Source organism: Hyphomicrobium sp., assembly GCF_003987855.1.
In the GTDB taxonomy this organism is placed as follows: domain Bacteria; phylum Pseudomonadota; class Alphaproteobacteria; order Rhizobiales; family Hyphomicrobiaceae; genus Hyphomicrobium_B.
Map to the genome: position 1 here is coordinate 243109 of NZ_RXIZ01000001.1, position 20790 is coordinate 263898.

Consider the following 20790-nt stretch of genomic DNA (forward strand, 5'->3'; position numbering starts at 1 on the left):
AGCACCGCGTCAGCCCCGACCTTCTCCGCATATTGCGATAGTTCGACAGCCTCGTCGGTCGAATTGGAACCGGTGCCGGCGATCACCGGCACGCGCTTCTTTGCCGTGGAGACCGTAAGCTCAATGACGCGCTTGTGCTCGTCGTAGTCCAGAGTGGGACTTTCACCCGTCGTGCCAACAGGCACCAGACCGTGCGTGCCCTCCGTGATCTGCCAATCGACAAATCGCGTGAACGCGGCTTCGTCCACCTTGCCATTGCGGAACGGCGTGACGAGCGCCGTAATTGAACCTCTAAACATGCGTAGCCTTAAACCTGAAAGGCAGAGACAGGAACCGTCTAGCGGATGCCCCACCACGATCGGGAAATCAAACGTCGCGAAGACTCATGCCATACTGGCTATGGGCCACGGTCCTGCCGTACGTGCGTGCCACTCGTCCGGCCTGAACCGCTTGCCTCAGCATCCATATCACCGCTTAATGCGTGGTATCGTTGCTAGCGACGCAAGCCTTGTAACATTAGGCGTTCATTACGCTTGCCGCAAGATCGGGGCGAGCACGGCGTTTTAGCCATTGGGGAGCAATGCATCTAAGCCTCGATCCCAAAACGCGAATCAGCTCTCGATCCCTGTTAACAGCGGGTGTTTTGGCTCTTTCCGTGTGGGCCAACCCGTTCCTCGTGGGCGGGCCGGCCTCAGCCGATCCGTCGTTGAAGCCTGTCCCGGCGCCGCAGCCGCTTGCCGCTGAGAAAGATCAAGCCAGGAAACTCAGCGCCGCGCTCAGCCCGCTCCTGTCATGGGCCCCCGCACCGAGCGATGCAGCAGCGCTTCGTGATAGCGTCGCCGCCGTTCGCGCCAAAGACATGGCGGCCTTTACCGCTGCCAAGACCAACATCGCAGATCCAGTGGGGCGCACGCTTGCCGAGTGGATCCGCCTCCGAGCTGGCTTGGGCGAGCCACAGGAGTTTCGGAGCTTTCTTCGAGAACACCCCTCATGGCCAGACCGCTCGACTATCACCGAAGGCTTCGAGGAGGCCGTATTCACGCGCGGTGGCAGCGCGAATGCGATCAAGTCCTACTTCGCTGAGGGCCAGCCCGAAACCGGAGCCGGTTACGCCGCTCTCGCCTCTGCCAATCTCGCCGAAGGCAATACAGGAGAAGCCCGCAAGCTCGCAGCCCGAGTATGGCGCGAGATGAACCTGCCGCCAGACCTCGAAAACGGCTTTTTGGATCGGTTCGGGAATCTGCTCACGCCAGCCGACCATAAATGGCGCTTCGATCGGCTCATCACCGACGATGTCCGCTACGCAGGCAACCGGAAAGATCGAGTTGCATTGGCTAAGCGTCTCATTCCGCTGCTGCCGACTGGGGAACAGAAGAAGGCGGCCGCTCGGCTGGCCGTCTTCAATAAGGCCTCGAATGCTGAGGCTCTGATGAGCGCCCTTCCCCCAGGGAGCAGAGATGATACCGGACTGGCATTTCACAAAGCCCAGCTTTTGAGGAAGGCCGGAAAAATTGAAGAAGCAGCCGAGATCATCCTCGCCATCCCGCCGGACCCCAACAAGATTGCAGCGCTCGATGAGTGGTGGGGAGAACGGCGCGAGCTAGCGTATGGCGCATTGAAGACCGGCAATCCCAAGCTCGCATACGAACTCGTGAAGGACGCCGGGCCTCTCACCGTAAATCCCCGTAAGGACCAGACGTTCATGGCCGGCTGGATCGCCTTCCGGTACTTAAAAAAGCCGCGCATTGCCGAAAGTCATTTCAAGGACATGGCGAACGCCGCCGACGGACCGCTTAGCCGCGCAAAGGCCGCTTACTGGTTGGGACGAGTCGAGGAAGCGCTTGGAGACAAGGCCTCTGCCAACGCTCAATATCGAATTGCCGCAAGCAACCCCGACACCTTTCACGGCCTTCTCGCCATGCAGATGCTTGAGCCGGGCCGCACCCGTTTGGACATAACGCCCCCCGCTTTTCCGACCGCTGCCCAAATCCGCAAACTTACGACTTCGGACGTAGCGCACGCACTGGTTTTTGCTGACAAAGCAAATCTCTCACGCGAGATCACACGGACTTTCCTCGCTGGACTTCGCAACAGTGCAGCGATGGAAGCTGAGGTCGGTATGGTCGCTTATCTCGCACAGGAGCTCGATGATCAGCAGATGTCTCTTCGGATTGCGAAGATTGCAATCGGCAAGGGTCAGAACTTGCTGACTTACGGCTACCCTTTGAAAACCTTCCCCGGATATACCCCGCTGCGCTCGCCACCCGAACTGCCGTTTCTGCTCGGAATTGCGCGTCAGGAAACGGAGTTTAACTCGCAAATTGTGTCGGGTGCCGGTGCTCGCGGTCTGCTGCAGGTGATGCCAATGACCGCCCGCCATGTCTGCAAGGATTATAAGATCAAGTGCCAGATACCGCGGCTCCTATCCGACACTCAATACAATGTTACGATCTCCTCTGCCTACATCGGCGATCGCATGGATGAATTCGGCGGGTCGTATGTACTTGGGCTTGCGGGCTACAATGCCGGACCTGGACGAGCCCGCCAATGGATCCGCGAATTTGGCGACCCTCGCGATCAGAACGTCGATCCGATCGATTGGATCGAGCGCATACCGATCACCGAGACCCGCGACTACGTCACTAAGGTGCTGGCGAACATCCAGATCTATCGCGCCCGTCTCGGAATGAAAAATCCGCTGCGCTTGCAGCAAGATCTTCTGCGGGACAGAGGTGACTCAAAGGTGCCGAAGGACAACGATCCCGGCGAAGGTGTTGCCGAAAACAACGACGGTTGAATAGAGACGGGGCGAAGCATGGCCACTGCGGACTTCGAGGACATCTATTTCACAAGCCGCGATGGCCTCCGTCTGTACGGACGCCACTATCGGGCGAAGACGCCTTCGAATGCACGTCCGATCGTTTGCCTAGCCGGTCTCACGCGGAACAGTCGGGACTTCCACGTAATCGCCAATGCGTTGAGCAGCGGCTCCAAGCCGCGTGATGTTTTCACGCTGGACACGCGAGGACGCGGTCTTTCGGAACACGACTCCGATTGGAAGAACTATGCCGTGCCGATCGAAATGCAGGACGCCATCGATTTCATGACCATGCTCGGCGTCCGCAACGCCGGCATCATAGGCACGTCGCGCGGAGGTCTCATTTCGATGGTGTTGGCCGCCGCACAACCTTCGCTGATGGGTGCGGTCGTCCTGAACGACATCGGCCCAGTCATAGAAAGCGAAGGTCTGGCGCGCATCGCGGGCTACGTTGGGCGCGTCCCCGTGCCCAAGACTTGGGCGGACGCGGCACGCATCGTTGGCGACCTCATGGCACGCGATTTTCCAAAATTGTCGGACCAGGACCACGCTGCCGTCGCCCGCCAACTCTTCAATGAAAAAAATGGCAAGCCTGTCAGTGGCTATGATCCGAAGCTCGCGCGTTGCCTCTCGGTCCTTGATGGACCGATACCGAAGCTCTGGCCGCAGTTCGAAGCCATGAAACGCATTCCGGTTCTCGTGCTACGCGGAGCCAATTCCGACCTGCTGTCCGAGGCTACGGTTCAGGAAATGGGACAGCGCCACCCGAAGTTATCAACCCACACGGTTCCCGATGAAGGCCACGCGCCTCTTCTGCGCGATGAAGTCTCGATTGCGGCGGTCGCATCATTCTTCACGGAGACCGATAGCAAAGCGGCCGCATCGCCCCGCGAAGCCGGTCGATCCCACTACGCTTCACGGCTCGTATCGACCTCACCCTTGTCGACGCGACGCGAAAATTCCGTCTGACCTCCGCTGGCCAGGATACGTGCCTGCTCCACCCAACTTTCTCGCTCAATGCGCCCCTTGAACTCGAGCATCCGGCTGACGCGGTCGATATCACCGCTCGTCCAATTCGCAATCTGGTCGTAGCGCCGGATGCCCATAGCGTGGAGCCGCTTTTCGATCAAAACGCCAATCCCGCGAATTCGCTTCAGGTCGTCACTTCCCGCGTCGTCGTCCGGTGCTTGCGGAAGGCTTTCCTTCACTATCTCGACCGTGGTCACGCTCGATTCTTTCTCCCGGATCGCGTCTGTAATGCGCGCCGGCATCGAGAGCTTTGGATCGACCTTCGAAAGAGGTGAAATCGGTTCGATCGGTTTTAGTCCACGTGTAACGCTGGCCGAAGAAGCCGCTATTGCGGCTGCCGCCGCGGCTGCCATTTCGGCGACGGATCGCCCCTGGCTCGCAGCCGCGACGCCAACAAGCGGCTCAGCCTGCAAAGCGGTGCTCGTTTGTTGAGGCGGTGAATCCTTTCGGTTAGAGGCAGGATCGGATGATCCGACTTCCTGTTGACCTGCCATCGGGACCGCGCCGGATGCCTCCGCCGCCGCCTTCAGCATGGCTCTACGGTTGCGGGAATAGTAGGTCTCCCCGCCCTTCGCCAGGATCTGTGCCTGCTCGACCCACTGTTCGCGCTCGATCCGACCGGGCAGGTCGAGTTCCTGCCCAACGCGCCTCACGTCCGACGCACTCCACGCCGCGATGTGTTCGAAGTAAATAATGCCGCGCGACTTAAGGTGTTGTTCGATGTTGCCATCAATGGCGCGGATACGCTGAAAATCATCGCCCTCTTCAATCGTTGCGGCAGGTTGAACCTGCTCGGGCGGACGAGCCTCGGGTTCAGGCTCCAGCGCGGCTGAGACTTCCGGCTCAGGTTGTTCCTCTTGAGCTGCATCCGCAGCCAGCTCTTGCTCAATGCCGTGGCCGAGCGCGCTGACATATTCCGTGCTGCCCGTTTTGTCGTCTGCCTCAGGCAGTTCGCTTTCGACTGGAGGCTGGGTCGCGTGAAACTTATCGAGATCGGTCTCCGCCCCCGCCGCGTTAGACACTTCCGAGTTTGCAGTCTCGGACGTGTCCGAAGACGTCTCTGCGTCCTTGGCTTGACCAACGCCACTTTTGCGTGACGATCCCATCGTCGGAAACGCGATTGAGGCAGCCGCCGCGGCTTTGGCCGCTGCGACCGCGCCTGCTGCCGCAGCTGTCGTCGCATCGCGCAGCCTCGCTGCTAAGCCGCCTGGACGCGGCTCGGTCTTCGCGATCACTTCTTCTTCGGCCACGACATCGGCGGTGTCTTCGACATGCTCTACTGCCGGTTCGGCCGCAGCAACTTCGATTGGCACATCTGGAACGGGCGGCGGTTCAGGCGGCTTGGGCTTGTAAATACCTGTCACGGGCTTCAACACGGCAGGCCGGATTTCTGCCACGGCGATCCGAGGCACTCCCTCGTTGAAGTCGGGCCCTGTGAGCGCGCGTTCGAAACGGGAAGGGTCGAGCACCGCGGGTGCCGGTCGCGGTTCCGGACGCCGAAGAACTTCGATTTTGGGTTGCACGGGGTCTATCGCCCTCGGTGCAACGGATTGGAAGGATGGCTGCGCGGCACGGCGGCCAACCGGCTGAGGTGGCACAACGACAGGAGGAGCGGCCACATCCGCCTGAGCGGGGACCAGCATGTCTTCGGCGTCTGTCGCCCCCGCACCGAACAGCATGCGTTTAGCAAGGCACGCCACGAACGCGCCGAGGAAGTAGGACGCCATAAGCAGCAGAAACGTTTGCAGCAGTAGATACGTCATTTCCCAACCAGCCACATGCCCGGACGCCCGCTATCAACGATCATCAGCTCTTCGACTCTCGACACGTAATCCAACCGGTGACGAGGCCCAGCGCGAACGCGAGCGCAACCCACCAGATCAGCTTGATGAAAAGATAGTCCATGCAGTCCCCTCTCTTCCTCAATTGACCTTGACGGTGAATTCTATCCGCCGATTTTTCGCTCGCCCTTCTTCAGACGCGTTGTCGGCGATCGGCCGCGTCGCACCGTAGCCGATCGTCGTCAATCGGCGCGGATCGACGCCATTCTCCGAAAGAAAGTCGGCAACAGCCCGCGCACGCCGGTCCGAAAGGCGCTGATTGCGCTCATCCGTACCCTCCGCGTCCGTATGACCTTCGATTTGGATTTTGAAACTTGGACACTCGTTGGCGATTTGAGCGAGATCGCGCAAAGTTTGCGAGCTGTCAGGCGTGAGGTCCGCTTTGGCCCGCGCAAAATTGATCGTGCCCTTAGCGGAAGCTTGACGCATGAGCGTTTGGCAGCTGTCCGCCGCCTTCTCTTCGACCGACATGACGGTGATTTCATCGCGGCTCTTGAAACCGGGCGGCAGGTCCGTCGACAGCACGCTTCGAATGTCGCTCGCGACTTGGTCGCTCTCGGCCGCACCCTTGATGACGAATTCTTTGCCGGCGATCGAAACCTCGCCATTCTTGAGGCGCGCCATCTCTTCAAGGCCCAGGTGCGCCGCCGAAGACCACGGCTCGGAAGAAGCGCCGACGATCTTCATGTTGTCGGTGACACTGGAGCCTGCGTAAATCTGCTGCGCGATCTCGATCAGGCGCTGACGCGACGCATCATCCGGTGCTTCACCCGCGATCGTGACCATGCCATTTGGCTCGCGGATGGCCTTCCAGGTCAGATCCGTCTTCATTTGGCCGGTGAAGGCAATGTCTGTCGTCGTTTCACACGTTTGACCGGCGGCCGCTTTGACATCGCTCGGAACGGCCTGCGAAGCGGCATAATCATCCGTCTCCCCCGAAAGCTCGAGCTTACGGTCGGTGAGAACCGACTTTCCCTTTTTCAGGCGAGGTAACGAGGAGAGTCCAGCCACAACGCATTGCTGCCAGCCATCCGGGGCGCCCGGCGCGACTTGCGTCTTGTCGTTGACCGCGCGGCCGGGAAACCGCGCTTTGATGGCGTCGATCAACGCTCCACGCGCTGCCTCGCTCGGAACCATACCAACGAGGTCAAGCGAGGCCCCGGAGTTGACGATTCCCATCACATAGCCGCTGCTGGGAAGCGCCACATCCGGGCGCGGAAACCGCACTTGCTCAAGAATGCGGAAGTTCTGCGGGACTTGAAGCTTTAGCGTTCGCTTGACCGCGGAAGCCACCTGCTCATTGGGCGCCTCACCAGAAAACATCATCTCGCGATCCCGTATGGCGACATCGCCCGTGCGCAGCTGTGCGAGCTGGTCGAGCGCTACCATGACCGCCTTTTCCCAGCCCTCAGGCGCGCCGTCGGCAATGTCCGTATTGTCGGCAACCGTCATGCCGCCGAACAACTGCTTCGCGCGAACTCCGATGCGTTCCCGCTCTTCATCCGAGCGCGTGAAGCCAGCGAGGGATAGCCCGGCACCACTCTTCTTGATGCTCCAAATAAAGGGCCGAGCGACCGGCGGTGTGACGTTTTCTTGGGACAATCCGATTCCGGCTGGTCTCCGTTCGGCCAGTGCCGCTCGCACAGAGCGGTACGCTTCGGATGTTCTAGCCTCACCGGCAATCGAAAGATCGAGCACCGCGAGCCTTGCTTCGCCTCGCTTGAGCTCGGACAGATTTTTCAACCCGAACGTCGCACCGGCAAGCCAAGCCTCTCGATTGAACGATCCGCGCGCGAGACGCATTCCATCTGAAACTGTCTGCCCCGCGAAGTCTCTGTGCGCCGCTGCGAGAAGCGCCTCGCGAACTTCCTCGGACGGGACCTCCCCTTGGAGATCTACCCTGCCGTCGCCGGATGCCGTCGCTGACCAACGGTAATCCGCAACGCTGTCGATCAACTCCGACCGGTCTGAAGCGACCCGCACACCCCAGACGTTCCGCAAGCTGCTCAGCGCCCCCGCCGGGTCCCGTTCGTCGGCAGCACGACCCGTCACCACTGCATCACGACCAGCGAAATGTGGATTAGCCCACGAAAACCCAGATCTGCGGAGAGCGTCTTCAGCGCGCCGGGATAGATCGAGTTCGATATTCGTCTGCTCGAGTTGAACGGCAACCCAGCTCAACATTGCGATCGGGACCAGGCCCAACAGCCAATATGTTGGATTGCAGCGCATGCGCACGCGACTCCGTATGCTTACCCACGTCTCGCTGCCGCGGAACGAGCAAAACCCCACCTTCAGGAAAGCGATGCGCTAACCCCGCCCGGCGTGGAAAAGCCTCTGATCCGAGCGGACCCCCAAGGCGAAGTATAGACAAGAGGACAGACCTTTCCAAGAACAGCAGGGTTTTGCCGCCCCAGGTTAAGACGCTGATACCGTTAGATTTTATCGATCAACGACATAAGCGATCACAGTGTGTGGCTCCCCGGCCTCTTGCGGGCGTTGCTCGCATGCGTTCACGGCAAGGGCATGGCAACGAACGATAATTCGAGATCTTCGCGCCGAGGGCGCCTAGCCGTTATCGCCATGACCGTCAGCCGTCGGAATGATCCGGACCGCTACGCCCGCGCTTCGCAGAATGTCCCCTTCCGGAAATATGGAGGGGCTCTTGCAGGCTCTCAGCCGCAATCTTACCACGCGCGCGTTATTGGCGGCGGAGCGAGAAATCTCGTGCGCTAAACTTTGCGCGTCTGTCTCGCCCTCATTCAGTTCATGCCTTCGAGCTTCACGACGGGCGAAGTCCAGAATGGCGGCCGGGATGCCAACGTCGAAGAAGATTTCGTCAGCGGAACGAAGTTGCCGTACCGCCCCCAGCGTCAAATCATCCGCGTCTTGCCCTACTTCGATGAAAATAACAGGGTGTGCCTCGGTCTCGACGCCGTATTCGCTCAGCTGCGTGAAATCGCTTTCGCGCGGACCGCGATCGGCGTTGCGTAGCGCAAGCTCTGCGAAGCGCTGCCAGAACCGTCTCTTCTCTCCAGGCGTATCTCCAAAACGGCCACCTTCGCGTCGAAGATCGCGTGCAGCCGCGGCCCAGAGTTTGAAACTCTCCGGCAAGAGCCCTTCAATGAGCGAGCGGACAGCTTGCCCAAACACGGGAGCGGCACCATCAGTCGATATTCCGACGATTAGCGGCGAGCGATTGACGATGGCTCCAAACTGAAAATCGCAGAACGCAGGCCGATCAACCACATTGACGGGCACACCTGCCGCACGTGCCGCCGCCGCGAACGCCCCTGCCTCAGTCTCATTCGAAAATGCGCCGACGGCGAGCGCTGCCGACTTCAAATCGTCCGGATGCCAACGCTTCGGGACCAAAACGATCTCACCGCTTGGCGGAGTCTGGGCGAGGTCGTGAAATCCGTCAGCGAACGCTTCTGCAAACACCTCGACCCGCGCACCTGTCGCCGAAAGAAGCTCCGCTTTCCAGAGTGCGGGTTCTCCCCCGCCCACAAGCACGACACGCTTACCGCCCAGCTTGTAGAACACCGGCAAATTCGCCAGCGGCCCTATACGCGAAGTTGCGTCACCCGATGAAGCGTTCGACATCAAAACTCAAACCTGCGGCCACTCGCGCGGCGATGCCTGAGTTTCCTATCGGCCGCAACCCCATCGAACAAGGCTTTTCAGTCAAAGGATCGCACCTCTACGGCCTTAACTATTGCGACGCCTGCTTGCCGATGGTTTTTATATCAGCAGCGGTAATTCGCGATTTTTCGGCTCCGAATCGAGCCGTGATGTAGTTGGACACCGCTGCGATCTCTTCGTCGGAATACGCCTTTCCGAAACCAGGCATCGTTACGACGCCGTTCGGCGTGTGCCGCGTGACGCCCCAAATGATCGCCTGGGCGACGTTTCGAGCGGTCGGATCATTCACCGTTCGGCCCCCTACAAAATCGGCATAGCTCAAGATCGGACTCTTGCCTGACCATCCGTGGCAAGCTGCACATGCCCCGGCGAAGATCATGGCTCCCCGCGCGTTCTCAGCGATCTCCTGATTGGTTGGAAAACCGGAGGCCAACATTGTCTTGGGCAGCGGCAACGAAGTATCGGCGATTGCCGGGATGGATTTCAGATAGACCACAAGCGCATTGATATCTTCCGGAGCCATATGACGTAGGCTCATGTCGATGGCTTCGCCCATGGGCCCGGAGGCAGTTCCCAGACCTTCGACATGGCCATGGGCCAAAAACTTCGCCGTCGTATCGAGGTCCCAACTGCCGATGCCGCTGGTCGCGTCTTGCGTGATGTTGTAGGCTCGCCAGCCGGCTGTGACAGCTCCAGCAAATTTCTTCTTGTTGTCCACGGCCTGGAGCAGGTTGCGCGGGGTATGACATTCACCGCAATGCCCCAGCGCTTCTGCGAGATACGCGCCGCGGTTCCATTCCGCGCTCTGGCTGGGGTTCGGTCGATATCGTTCGTTGCTGTTGTAGAACAGCGACCAGAACATCATTCCCCAGCGCTGGTTGAAGGGAAAGGCGAGCGAATTGGGCTCAGTCTCCTGACGCACCGGCTTAAGGCTGAAGAGATAAGCCTTGATCGCGAGCACATCGTCGTTGGTCAAGAGCGTATAGGATGGGTAAGGAAAAGCCGGATAAAATCGCGATCCATCGGGCGCGATGCCCTTGTGCAACGCATTGATGAAGTCGGCATCAGTCCAGTTACCGATGCCGGTTTCCTTGTCGGGCGTAATGTTGGGCGAATAAAGCGTGCCGAACGGCAAGTTGAAAGCAAGACCGCCCGCATAAGGAACGCCGCCTTTCGCCGTATGGCAGGCTTCGCAATCTGCCGCGCGCGTCAGATACTCGCCGCGTTTGACGATGTCCCCGCTAGCAAGACTTACCGGAACGCCAGTGGGATTGGTGCCCTTGTAGTCGCCAAGCGCAACGGTGCTGCCACTCGCGAACGCCGTCGGGCCCGGGACGTAGATAATCCAAGCGGCTACGACGCACGCGACGATCGCAAGCGCCAGAAGTCCCCAATGGAAGCGTTTCATGCAGGCTTTCTCCCGGCGAGGGCATTGCGATCAATTGGAAGCCTCGTCAGGCGGACGCCTGTCGCTGCAAAGAGAGCGTTGCAAAGGGCAGGCGGCGCTGCGGTCGTGCCTGTCTCGCCAATTCCGCCCGGGTGCTCGGTGCTCGGAATGAGGTGGACCTCAATTTTCGGCGCTTCGTCGATCCGCAGTATGCGGTAATCGTTGAAGTTGCTTTGCTGCACGCGGCCATTCTCAATCGTTATCTCCCCGAAAAGAGCGGCAGTGAGCCCAAATATTAATCCACCTTCGAGCTGCGCTACGATCGTATCAGGATTGACCATGATGCCGGTGTCGACGGCGGCCACCAAACGGTGGACGCGCACTTCTCCCGATTCATCGACTTCGGCCTCGCATACCGTTGCGATAAAACTGCCGAACGCATTCTGCGCCGAGATTCCCCTACCCATCCGCGGCGAAGACAGTGTCGATCCCCAATTCCCCTTCTCTGCCGCAAGCTGAATGGCTGCCTTGAGACGCGGGTTTCCGTCGAGATGCCGCAAACGGAAGGCAACGGGGTCGACTTTCTCGCGATGAGCGATCTCGTCAATGAAGCTTTCGATCGTGAAGAAGTTGTTGTTTGGCCCGACGCCTCGCCAGAAACCGGTTGGAACCGCCGGCGGCTCGGCACGAATATATTCGACCTTGAGGTTGGGAAACCCGTACGGCTGATCTGCCGCGCCATCGACGGCATCAATGTCGACGCCATCTTTGAATGCTGGCGGCAACCAGCGCACGATCACCGAAGAACCGGTGATCCGATGGGTCCAGCCGACGATCTTCCCGTCCTTCACGCTGGCGGAAACGGCGTTGTGATAAACTGGCCGGTAGACGTCGTGCTGAGTGTCTTCCTCGCGCCTCCACATCACTTTGACCGGCCCATCAACCTCCTTGGCGATGCGCGCTGCTTTGATGGCCATATCCTGCTCAAGGCGCCGACCGAACCCTCCGCCGATATAGAAGTTATGGACAGTCACCTTCTCGATCGGAAGATCCAGCGCCTTTGCCACGTACTCCTGCACGCGGCCAATAACCTGGGTTCCCGTCCAAACCTCGCACGCATCCTTCGTGTAGTGCAGGGTGCAGTTCAAAGGCTCCATCGTCGCGTGCGCTAGAAATGGGAGTTCATAGACACCCTCGTAGTGCGTTCCCCCAGCAAAGGCCGCATCCACATCGCCGACTTTCTTAGCGACCGCTCCCGGCCCCTTGCTGGCAGTTCTCAGAGCTTCCCAAATCTGGGCAGAGTCGACGTTCGCGTTGGCGCCCTCATTCCATGTAATGTCGAGCGCTGACAGTCCACGAATTGCTGTCCACGTTGTGTCGCCGACCACCGCGACGCAATCATCCAGCACGACGATTTGCTGAACACCCTTGATGGCCTTGGCCTTCGCATCGTCGACATGACCGACTTTGCCGCCGAATACGGGACATTCCGCGATGACTGCGAATTTCACGCCCGCTGGCATCGCATCGATACCGTACTGACACTTGCCGTTCGTCTTGTCCGGCGTGTCCTTCCGTTGCACCGGCCTGCCCACGAGCGTGAAGTCTTTGAGCGTCTTGAGCTTTGGATCCGACACCGGCTTCAGGGTCGCCGCAAGCGATGCGACGGCACCGTAACCGACTTTGCGCCCGCTCGCATCGTGAATGACTTCACTATTGGATGCTCTACAGGTGGAAGGATCGACGCTCCACTGCTGCGCGGCTGCCTCGACCAGCATGCCGCGCGCCGATGCGCCCGCCTTGCGAAGAGGATCCCAAAAGGCGCGCACCGACGTCGAACCGCCTGTCGCCTGCACACCAAAAATGGGATTGTTGTATGCCTTATCCGGCGGAGCATGCTGAAGAACGACCTTATCGAAATTCGCATCAAGCTCGTCGGCCAAAATCATGGCAAGCGCGGTATAGATGCCTTGCCCCATCTCCACTTGCGGCATCACCAGCGTGACAACGTCATCGTTTCCAACGCGAATGAACGCGTTGGGCGCAAATGTGTCGCCAGCCGCTCGCGCCTGGGGCAGTCGGAAGCTCAAGAGGAGTATACCGGCAGCCCCAGCCTGCAGCAGGGCTCGCCGTGAAAGCTTTGAAATTTCGGAGGTAGCAATTTTTTCCATGAGTAAGCTCCTCCTCAAGCCGCGGTAGCTTTTTTGATGGCTTCGCGGATGCGGACGTACGTCCCACAGCGGCAGATATTGCCTGCCATCGCCGCATCGATGTCTTCGTCCGTTGGATGAGGCTTATGCGCTAACAGCGCAGCTGCAGACATGATCTGACCTGATTGACAATAGCCACACTGGATGACCTCGAGATCAAGCCATGCCTTTTGCACCTTGGCGCCGACATCGGAAGAACCAATCCCTTCGATAGTGGTGATGGCCTGATCACCGACCGAACCGATCGACAGCTGACACGATCGGACAGCTTGGCCATCGACATGCACGGTACAGGCGCCGCACTGCGCGATGCCGCATCCAAATTTCGTCCCGGTCATACCAAGCACGTCGCGAAGCGCCCAGAGCAACGGAGTATCGGGCGAGGCATCCACATCGTGAGGTTGGCCATTGACGTGAAGAGTGATCATCGAAGCTTCCCGGCGAGAATTTGAATTATCGAAGCAAGCGATCGCAGCTTTCGATGACCCTTATATTACCGTTATCATCCTTTTGATCAACGTCGCGGGGATGTCGGAAATTGTGCGCTTTCGGACAGCAGATGTAGTCACGGAGAAATATCGATGCCGCCAAGCATTGATCAACCACCGACGCCATTCGTTCCGCGGACGAGGAAGGAAACCATAAACCGCATAACGGGCGGCGCCAAAAGAATGTTCCGATGACCAAATCCCCTCAACTCGACGAGTTCTGCGCGATCGACGCAAGCAGCGATCTCTTCCGCGCTTTCGAACGACACGTCTTCATCGTCCCGATCATGCATCACGAGGACATTGCTGCGCATCGATTGCAGGATCTTGACGATTGTAAATTGGCCGATCGGCCGGCCTCCTACCCGTTCCAGCCGATGCTCGAAAGCTCGATGTCCGGCTTGAGATAGGCCCCAGTGGCGGGAGAAGTCCGAGGTCACCTGCGACAATCGGTTCGGACACGCGATAAGGACCACTCGCGGGATATCGAGTGGCCCGGGCATTGGCGACAATCCTTCCGCCGCCACGAGTGAAATCATCCCGCCAAAGGAATGAGCGACAATGGCGTCTAAATTACCTATGACTCGCGCAACGAACGAGGTGGCGCGGGCGCAATCGACGAGGTGGGTGGATTGACCGCCGCTCAGCCCATGCGCCGGCAGATCGAATAACACCACGCGAAATCCCGCGCGTCGGATCGGCTCCGCGATCGCCGTCATGAAGGAAGCTTCGCTCGTCCACCCGTGCGAGACGAGTATGGTGCCTCGTGATGGCGATTGCTCTGGATGAAACGTGTATGTTTGGATATCGGCTACCGGAGTCGTAATCCGCCGCCACTCCGCCTTACGCAGATGAAAGCGCGCGCGCTCAACGAGAGCGGACTGATTGGGCGCCCGATAATGCGATAGCCTTGGCGTACAGAAAATTCGGAACGCCATATCGCCAGCAATGCCAAAAGGCATCGTCGAAAGGCTTTTTTCCTCCCAGACTGATTTCGCGATCCAGATCATCAGTCATTTTTGATTTCGATCTCAATTTGCGCAACACATGCGATGCGCCAATCTTTGTCGATGGTTGACAAGCATTCAAACTTAACCCGGCCCCCCCAAACCGAACCCGCAGTTTCTCAAAGGCTAGGCTGGCCGCCCAATTGACTTTAGTTTGCGAGCAACCGTACGCGTGTGACCACGCTTCCCGTCAACAGCTCCTAGGAATGGCGATTGATCTCTCCAGACCAACTGCATTACCTCTTTCAAACGTACGGCGTCTGGACGGTCGCCTTGATTGTCGGGCTCGAAAGCCTGGGCATTCCGCTGCCCGGAGAAGCCGTGCTCATCCTCGCTTCGGTTTACGCTTCAACCCACGGCGGCAACATCGCCATGGTGATCGCGGCCGCCGCGATTGGTGCAATCATCGGGGACAATATCGGCTATCTGATCGGACGCTATTTTGGGTATCGCCTCGTGCTCCGGTTCGGTCCCGCCATCGGCATATCGGAAGGCCGTATCAAGCTGGGCCAATACCTGTTTCAGCGCTATGGCGGCGCCGTCGTTTTCTTTGGGCGCTTTTTTGCAGTTCTACGTTTTCTCGCCGCGTTCCTGGCTGGCGTTAATCAACTGGCGTGGCCACGTTTCTTGGTTGCGAATGCGCTAGGGGGCCTTGTCTGGGCGACGATCGTGGGCATATCCGCCTATACTCTCGGGCGAGAGATTCATGAGCTTCGAGGACCGGTCGGCACCGCCGCGGCAGTAGTGGCGGCCTCGGTCCTTCTAGCCATTTTCCTCTACCTGAGGCGACATGAAGCGGAACTGCAGGCCCAAGCCGAAGCTTCAATCCCTGGCCCTCTGCCCCAATCTTCTCACCAATGAAGGACGTAGATGGACGCAACGGTGGACATCTAACTGAACTGGAAAGGCCGATGAAAAAATGTATCGGAAGCACTTTCCGCTGCCATTTTCGACTTCGCTGTCATACTTAAGCCGCCGGTCATACGACCAGTCGCTAGCGCGGGCCTTCCGCCTCGCCACGCAAACCGAACGTCTCGATATCGCAAGGGCTTATATCTGATGAGAGGATTTCTCCGGGCCGTGTCGGACCAAGTGAAGCTCGCACTCGCGATCCGTTCGCTACTGCCGCCTCGCCCGGCGGACATGGAGCGTCGCGCTAGAGAGCGGGAAGCCCGGTTCAGAAATCTTCTCCGCTATGCCAACGAGAACTCGCCGTACTATCGCAAGCGCTTCAAAGGCATCGATCTGGCAACCTGCGCCATCACTGATCTGCCGACCATGAACAAGTCGGAGATGATGGCGAACCTCGACGACGTATTGACGGACCGCGCGCTTCGGCGTGCCGACCTCGAAAGGTTCATGTCTGATCCGGCGAATGTAGGTGCCTACTACAAAGAAAATTACGCTGTCTGTCATACGTCGGGGAGTCAGGGCCAGCCCGCCATCATCGTTCAGGACAAGAAGGCGATCCTGACGACCTTTGCGGCGCAGTTCGCGCGCGGCAAACCTCTCACGCGGCGCTTTCTTCCCTACCTCCATAAATTGCTTAATCCGGCACGCTTTGCGATCGTCACGCAGAAACCTGGGTTTTATCCGAGCAGCACGTTCTTCAACTACTTCCCCGAGCGGGCGCGTCGCTACATCAAGTTGCAACGTCTATCCGTGTTCGATCCACCCGAGATCCTTGTCGACCAGCTCAATCGTTTCCAGCCGAATTTCATCACGAGCTACACCAGTGCGCTTGAGACGATTACGCGGGAACTGAAGGCGGGTAATCTTAAGCTGAAGGGTGATCTTGAGCAGATTACCAACATCAGTGAGCCGTTGCCGGAAGCGATCGCCGAAACGGTTGAGAAGGCCTTCGGCGTTCACATCACCAACATCTACAGCATGGCGGAGTGCATGGCCCTGACGTGTGGATGTCAAGCGACCCACGGCAGCCACCTCAACGATGAACTGGCGATTCTCGAGGTTGTCGACGCGAACAACAATCCCGTGCCCAACGGCACACCTGGCAGCAAAGTGCTCCTCACAAATCTATATAACCTCGCGCAGCCGATCATTCGCTACGAAATCGATGACATCGTCACGATCAGCGCAGAACCCTGCAAGTGCGGGAGCCTTCTTCCCCTGATCGCGGCTGTCGAAGGAAGGACGAAAGATCAGTTCTGGGTCAACGTGAATGGCGATATTCGCGACCTACCTTATTACGTTTTCCTGCTTGCGCTTCACACCGAGACGGATCTGGCGGAACATCAGTTCCTGCAAACGGGCGTGAACACATTCGTCCTGCGCGCTGCCCCGCTTCCTGGGAAGACCCTATCGGTCGAGAAGCTGCGCCGCCTGATCAAGCACTCCGTCACGTCCGAAGGTCTTGCCGACGTAATTCATTTCGATATCGAACTCGTCGACAAGATCGAGCCCGAGACCTCCGGCAAAATCCGGCGCGCAAAGAATGTGTTCGGTCCCGCGCCGTTCGCTTCGTCGGATCGGCCATTGGTTGCCAACGAGAGCTGATAGTAGGCCGAGATCACATCCGCGGTGCCCGTCGCCTTAAAACAGTGGCCGTTCCAAATCGCGCGGTTGAAGTCATTTACCGTTGAGGCCTGCGTTCACAAGCGAGCGGGCATTTGCCGGCGGCCGCACAAAAAGCAGAAGCAATCCCGCTAGGAGGATGAGACCGCTCGCGGCCTGAAAAGTAGCGCTGAACGGAATATGCTGCTCTTTCAACCAGCCCCCGACAAATGTCATCCCGCCGCCCGCTGTCGTGCCAGCGAAATTGAGGAGCCCATATGCGGCCGCACGGCAGCGAGGATCAACGACCGTGCACGTCGCCGGCATCAAGTTGGCGTCGAGGAAACCCTGGGACATGCCGGTGACGATCAAGCACATGAGGACGAGTGGGATGTAATCGCTAGCGCCAAGAATAAAGAGAAATGGCGCCGCGATCAAAAATCCAAACGCCGGCACAAGGGATCGGGCGCGCACATTTCGCGCCATCCACCAATCAGAGAGATTGCTGGCCACCAACATCCCAAGAAAGGCGGCACCATTGAAGGTCATTGGTCCGTAAACTCCGGCCCATGCAGAACTCACACCTATTTCCGCGCGAAAGAACTCGGCGATCCAGTTCCGAACCGGCCAATAGGCGGCTCCATTGAGCAAGTTCATACCCAGCAGGAGAAGAAAGCTCCTCTTCGACAGAAGCGACCGCATAGTTCCGCCATCGGGGAAAAGCGGAGCCGCATCTTCAGGGGATGCCGGATCGATCTCCGCCGTTCGCTGCGGAAATAGAACCATGAGCACGAACGCGTATGCGACGCCAAGTGCCCCAATGACCAGAAAGACCAAGCGCCACCCAAAGGCTTCGGCCATCGCCCCGCCCAGCCCGCCGATTATCGAACCAACGTAGACACCGCTGAGATGCAGGCCCGTCGCACGGCTTCGTGTCGGCCCGCGATGATAGGCAACGATGAGCGAAACCGCCGCGGGCATATAAAAGGCTTCGCTCACGCCGAGCGTGGCGCGCGCAAACAGCATTCCCTCAAAGGAAGTCGCCAGACCGCTGAGGAAAGTTGCCGCCGACCAAATGAGGAGGCTGACAACTATAATGAGGCGCTTGCTGACCCGATCAGCGATGTAGCCTGCAACGGGCGAACAAAAACCGTATATCCAGAGAAAGACCGATGACAGCAAACCGAATTTTTCGTCGCCGAGTTTTAAATCGGCTTTGATTGGCCCGGGCATGGCCGCAACGAGCTGGCGATCAAGATAGCTTAGCAGGCATACGACCCATAGCAGGCCGACAATGGTCCACGCCGCACGGCTAACCTGCACTTCGATATCCCCTGACCATTATTGTTCGACCCTTAGCGGTGCTCGTTCCTCGCAGCAACAACTGACGCCAAAGCGCGCGCCTATCCATCCTACGGAACGAATTGGTCGACATAGACTTTTGCCCCTGTGTATACCGAAACGTCCCCTCGGGGCTTCGTAGATCATTTCCCAAACACAGGCGAAAAGGGCGTTCATGAAAACGAAGGCATACGCGGCGGCATCGGCTAAAGCACCTCTTTCACCCATCTCAATCGATCGTAGAGAGCCCGGTCCGAAAGACCTCGCCATTGACATCCTCTACTGCGGTGTCTGCCATTCAGATCTTCACACCGCTCGAGGCGAGTGGCCCGGCATCCTTTACCCATGCGTTCCCGGACATGAGATCATCGGGACTGTCAGCGCCGTCGGAAAAGACGTAACGAAGTTCAAGGTCGGTGATGTCGCCGCCGTCGGATGCATGGTCGATAGCTGCCGCCAGTGCCGCTCATGCGAGGATGATCTGGAGCAGTACTGCGAGGGGCCGCACAGCTTTACCGGTACTTACAACGGCGCGGCAAAGGGCGGCCTTCCAAATACGTTTGGCGGCTATTCGAAGAATATAGTCGTCGACGAGCACTTTGTTCTTAGCGTCCGCCATTCGAAAGAACAGCTCGGCGCGGCCGCGCCGTTGCTGTGCGCCGGAATTACAACGTGGTCGCCGCTGAGGCATTGGAACGTAGGCCCAGGAAAGAAGGTCGGCATCGTTGGTATTGGTGGCCTTGGCCACATGGGCGTCAAACTCGCACACGCTCTCGGCGCTCATGTTGTCGCGTTTACGACTTCGGATTCGAAGAGACAGGCGGCGCTGGACCTCGGTGCTGACGAAGTCGTCGTGTCAAAAAATCGAGAAGAAATGGTCGCTCACACCGGCACCTTTGACTTCATCCTCGATACAGTCGCGGCATCCCACAATCTCGATGCCCTCACGTCGTTATTGAAGCGCGATGGAACGCTGACGCTCGTCGGCGTACCCGAAGAGCCCCATCCCTCTCCCTCTGTCTTCCCGCTTGTTTTTGGTCGGAAGGCGATCGCCGGTTCGCTAATAGGCGGAATCGCCGAGACCCAGGAGATGCTGGATTTTTGTGCCGAGCGAGGCATAACTTGCGATGTCGAGATGATCGCGATGAAGGATATTGATCACGCCTACGATCGGATGTTGAAGAGCGACGTCAAATACCGCTTCGTCATTGATATGGCGACGCTCGACTAATGCCATTGCACAGAGGCGGCGGGCCACGACGTTCAGAGCCTGCCGCCAGTACGTGATTCAAGTTTTCGCTGCGGTCATAAGTTTGCTGCCAAGCAACACCCCGGTTCCGATAATTCCCATCGCCACCATGACAAAGCCGATGCCGCAGATTGCGATTGGACGGGTACCGAATTTTGAGACGAGTGGGCTCGCCGCAAGGATGCCGCTCATCGACCCGAGTGAGAGACCAAATAGGACGAGGCCCATTTGCTCCGTCGATGCCCCGATCGCGTCCCGGATGGCGGCCGTGCGCGTAATCCAGGATGCCATTGCGATACCAAGCACGAGAAAAGACACGTAGAGTGCCGTACGGCGCAAGAAGATCGTCTCTCTCATTTCGCGAGCGGCACGCGAGAACTCCTATTCGGGAGGTCTCATAGCAGTTTCGCCGACCATGTCTCCGCGACTAAGAAGATGCCGCCGCCGTCCAATCGCATGCGACAAAAATCGCACGCGAAGCCTGCAACCGCAGCCCACAACAATCGTTGATGAAGCAATCACGCTCCCCCCGAGCATGAGGACAAAGCACCGCCCGGACCGCCCGGCTGGCCTCCTAGGCGCCCGCCGGGCGGTTAGCGAACTGCATCGATTTCCAGCATGACCGGGAAGATAACGGGGTTTGTACGTCGTCGCTCGGGGTCATTGCGCACCCCATAATCAAATCTACAAAGTTCGGTTAGGGATGGCGAGACACGAGAGAATTTCATTGCTACTAGAAAAAAGTTGGGGCTGACAATCATATGTGGCAGCCCAGCGCCTCATTCGGAGCCGCATGCAAACTGCGTCGCTTCGGTCAAACCGGGGCGCTCTCCAGCGATCCTCGATCGATCTGCGCCATTTGCCTTCTCACCTCCGCAATTGCAGTTTTGGTGCCGCGACGGGCCAAGATCATGAGACTGATATTACCGCTGTCGTCGCTTCTACAGCCGAAGTTGCGGTCGAGTTCAGCAAGCTCTCCAAGAAGCCGGTCCAGCTCAATTTGTAACTCGTGCATGATCTCGTCTCCCATCAAAGCATTCCGCGTGCTGCTAATAGACGTTCAGGATCACCACGACTGTTCCGCTGGGCACGCCCGCCAAGTGCATGAGAGCGCGCTCGCGTGCCCCCAGGAAGACGCTTCCACTCGGGTCAAAAGGTTTAAATCCTTGGAGCACTATGGCGGAGACGGAGGGATTCGAACCCTCGATACGCCTTTAAAGCGTATGACGATTTAGCAAACCGTTGCCTTCAGCCACTCGGC

The 20790-nt window shown here is 58.6% G+C and carries 16 protein-coding genes; 5 read left to right on the plus strand and 11 right to left on the minus strand.

Going from position 1 to position 20790, the window contains the following annotated elements; genetic code table 11:
- Nucleotides 1-299: dihydrodipicolinate synthase family protein (locus EKK30_RS01190; protein WP_290979068.1), on the minus strand; the 299-nt coding region annotated here is incomplete at its 3' end.
- A 344-nt stretch (nucleotides 300-643) separates the two neighbouring features.
- Here EKK30_RS01190 and EKK30_RS01195 point away from each other — a divergent pair.
- Together EKK30_RS01195 and EKK30_RS01200 are read left to right on the plus strand one after the other, a co-directional pair.
- The gene (locus EKK30_RS01195) at nucleotides 644-2797 is read left to right on the plus strand and encodes a lytic transglycosylase domain-containing protein (RefSeq protein ID WP_290979006.1); all 2154 of its coding nucleotides are present in this window, start codon (nucleotides 644-646) and stop codon (nucleotides 2795-2797) included.
- Nucleotides 2798-2815: 18 nt separating this feature from the next.
- Nucleotides 2816-3787, plus strand: a complete 972-nt coding sequence (locus EKK30_RS01200) for an alpha/beta hydrolase (RefSeq protein ID WP_290979009.1) — start codon at nucleotides 2816-2818, stop codon at nucleotides 3785-3787.
- Here EKK30_RS01200 and EKK30_RS01205 read toward each other — a convergent pair.
- The 7 genes from EKK30_RS01205 to EKK30_RS01235 all read right to left on the minus strand — a co-directional run bounded on the left by EKK30_RS01205 (nucleotide 3727) and on the right by EKK30_RS01235 (nucleotide 14428).
- Complete coding sequence (locus EKK30_RS01205; RefSeq protein WP_290979012.1) at nucleotides 3727-5610, minus strand: hypothetical protein; 1884 nt, start codon at nucleotides 5608-5610, stop codon at nucleotides 3727-3729. The two genes, EKK30_RS01200 and EKK30_RS01205, sit on opposite strands and share 61 nt — an antisense overlap.
- A 159-nt stretch (nucleotides 5611-5769) precedes the next feature.
- Complete coding sequence (locus tag EKK30_RS01210; RefSeq protein ID WP_290979015.1) at nucleotides 5770-7920, minus strand: OmpA family protein; 2151 nt, start codon at nucleotides 7918-7920, stop codon at nucleotides 5770-5772.
- A gap of 336 nt (nucleotides 7921-8256) precedes the next feature.
- The gene (locus EKK30_RS01215) at nucleotides 8257-9294 is read right to left on the minus strand and encodes a siroheme synthase (protein ID WP_290979016.1); all 1038 of its coding nucleotides are present in this window, start codon (nucleotides 9292-9294) and stop codon (nucleotides 8257-8259) included.
- A 109-nt stretch (nucleotides 9295-9403) separates the two neighbouring features.
- Nucleotides 9404-10741 (minus strand): cytochrome c, encoded by a 1338-nt coding sequence (locus EKK30_RS01220; RefSeq protein WP_290979018.1) that lies wholly within the window; start codon nucleotides 10739-10741, stop codon nucleotides 9404-9406.
- Nucleotides 10738-12891 (minus strand): xanthine dehydrogenase family protein molybdopterin-binding subunit, encoded by a 2154-nt coding sequence (locus EKK30_RS01225; protein ID WP_290979020.1) that lies wholly within the window; start codon nucleotides 12889-12891, stop codon nucleotides 10738-10740. Before EKK30_RS01225 ends, EKK30_RS01220 begins: the two co-directional genes overlap by 4 nt.
- 14 nt (nucleotides 12892-12905) lie before the next feature.
- Entirely contained in the window at nucleotides 12906-13358 is a 453-nt protein-coding gene (locus EKK30_RS01230; protein WP_290979022.1) for a (2Fe-2S)-binding protein, read from the minus strand.
- A gap of 170 nt (nucleotides 13359-13528) precedes the next feature.
- The gene (locus EKK30_RS01235; RefSeq protein ID WP_290979025.1) at nucleotides 13529-14428 is read right to left on the minus strand and encodes an alpha/beta hydrolase; all 900 of its coding nucleotides are present in this window, start codon (nucleotides 14426-14428) and stop codon (nucleotides 13529-13531) included.
- A gap of 210 nt (nucleotides 14429-14638) precedes the next feature.
- Between EKK30_RS01235 and EKK30_RS01240 the strand changes: the two genes are divergently transcribed.
- Together EKK30_RS01240 and EKK30_RS01245 are read left to right on the plus strand one after the other, a co-directional pair.
- Nucleotides 14639-15286: a DedA family protein gene (locus EKK30_RS01240; protein WP_290979028.1), complete on the plus strand. Its 648-nt coding sequence runs from the start codon at nucleotides 14639-14641 to the stop codon at nucleotides 15284-15286.
- Nucleotides 15287-15505: 219 nt separating this feature from the next.
- Nucleotides 15506-16942: an AMP-binding protein gene (locus EKK30_RS01245; RefSeq protein ID WP_290979032.1), complete on the plus strand. Its 1437-nt coding sequence runs from the start codon at nucleotides 15506-15508 to the stop codon at nucleotides 16940-16942.
- Nucleotides 16943-17014: 72 nt separating this feature from the next.
- On the opposite strand, the gene EKK30_RS01250 is transcribed toward EKK30_RS01245, so the two are convergent.
- The gene (locus EKK30_RS01250; protein ID WP_290979035.1) at nucleotides 17015-18262 is read right to left on the minus strand and encodes an MFS transporter; all 1248 of its coding nucleotides are present in this window, start codon (nucleotides 18260-18262) and stop codon (nucleotides 17015-17017) included.
- Between the two features lie 193 nt (nucleotides 18263-18455).
- Here EKK30_RS01250 and EKK30_RS01255 point away from each other — a divergent pair, with 193 nt between their 5' ends.
- Nucleotides 18456-19511 carry an NAD(P)-dependent alcohol dehydrogenase gene (locus tag EKK30_RS01255; RefSeq protein WP_290979038.1) on the plus strand — a complete coding sequence of 352 codons (1056 nt, stop codon included), beginning with the start codon at nucleotides 18456-18458 and terminating at the stop codon, nucleotides 19509-19511.
- A gap of 57 nt (nucleotides 19512-19568) precedes the next feature.
- On the opposite strand, the gene EKK30_RS01260 is transcribed toward EKK30_RS01255, so the two are convergent.
- Complete coding sequence (locus EKK30_RS01260; RefSeq protein WP_290979041.1) at nucleotides 19569-19868, minus strand: hypothetical protein; 300 nt, start codon at nucleotides 19866-19868, stop codon at nucleotides 19569-19571.
- A gap of 475 nt (nucleotides 19869-20343) precedes the next feature.
- Nucleotides 20344-20559: a hypothetical protein gene (locus EKK30_RS01265; protein ID WP_290979043.1), complete on the minus strand. Its 216-nt coding sequence runs from the start codon at nucleotides 20557-20559 to the stop codon at nucleotides 20344-20346.
- Nucleotides 20560-20790: the final 231 nt, after the last annotated feature.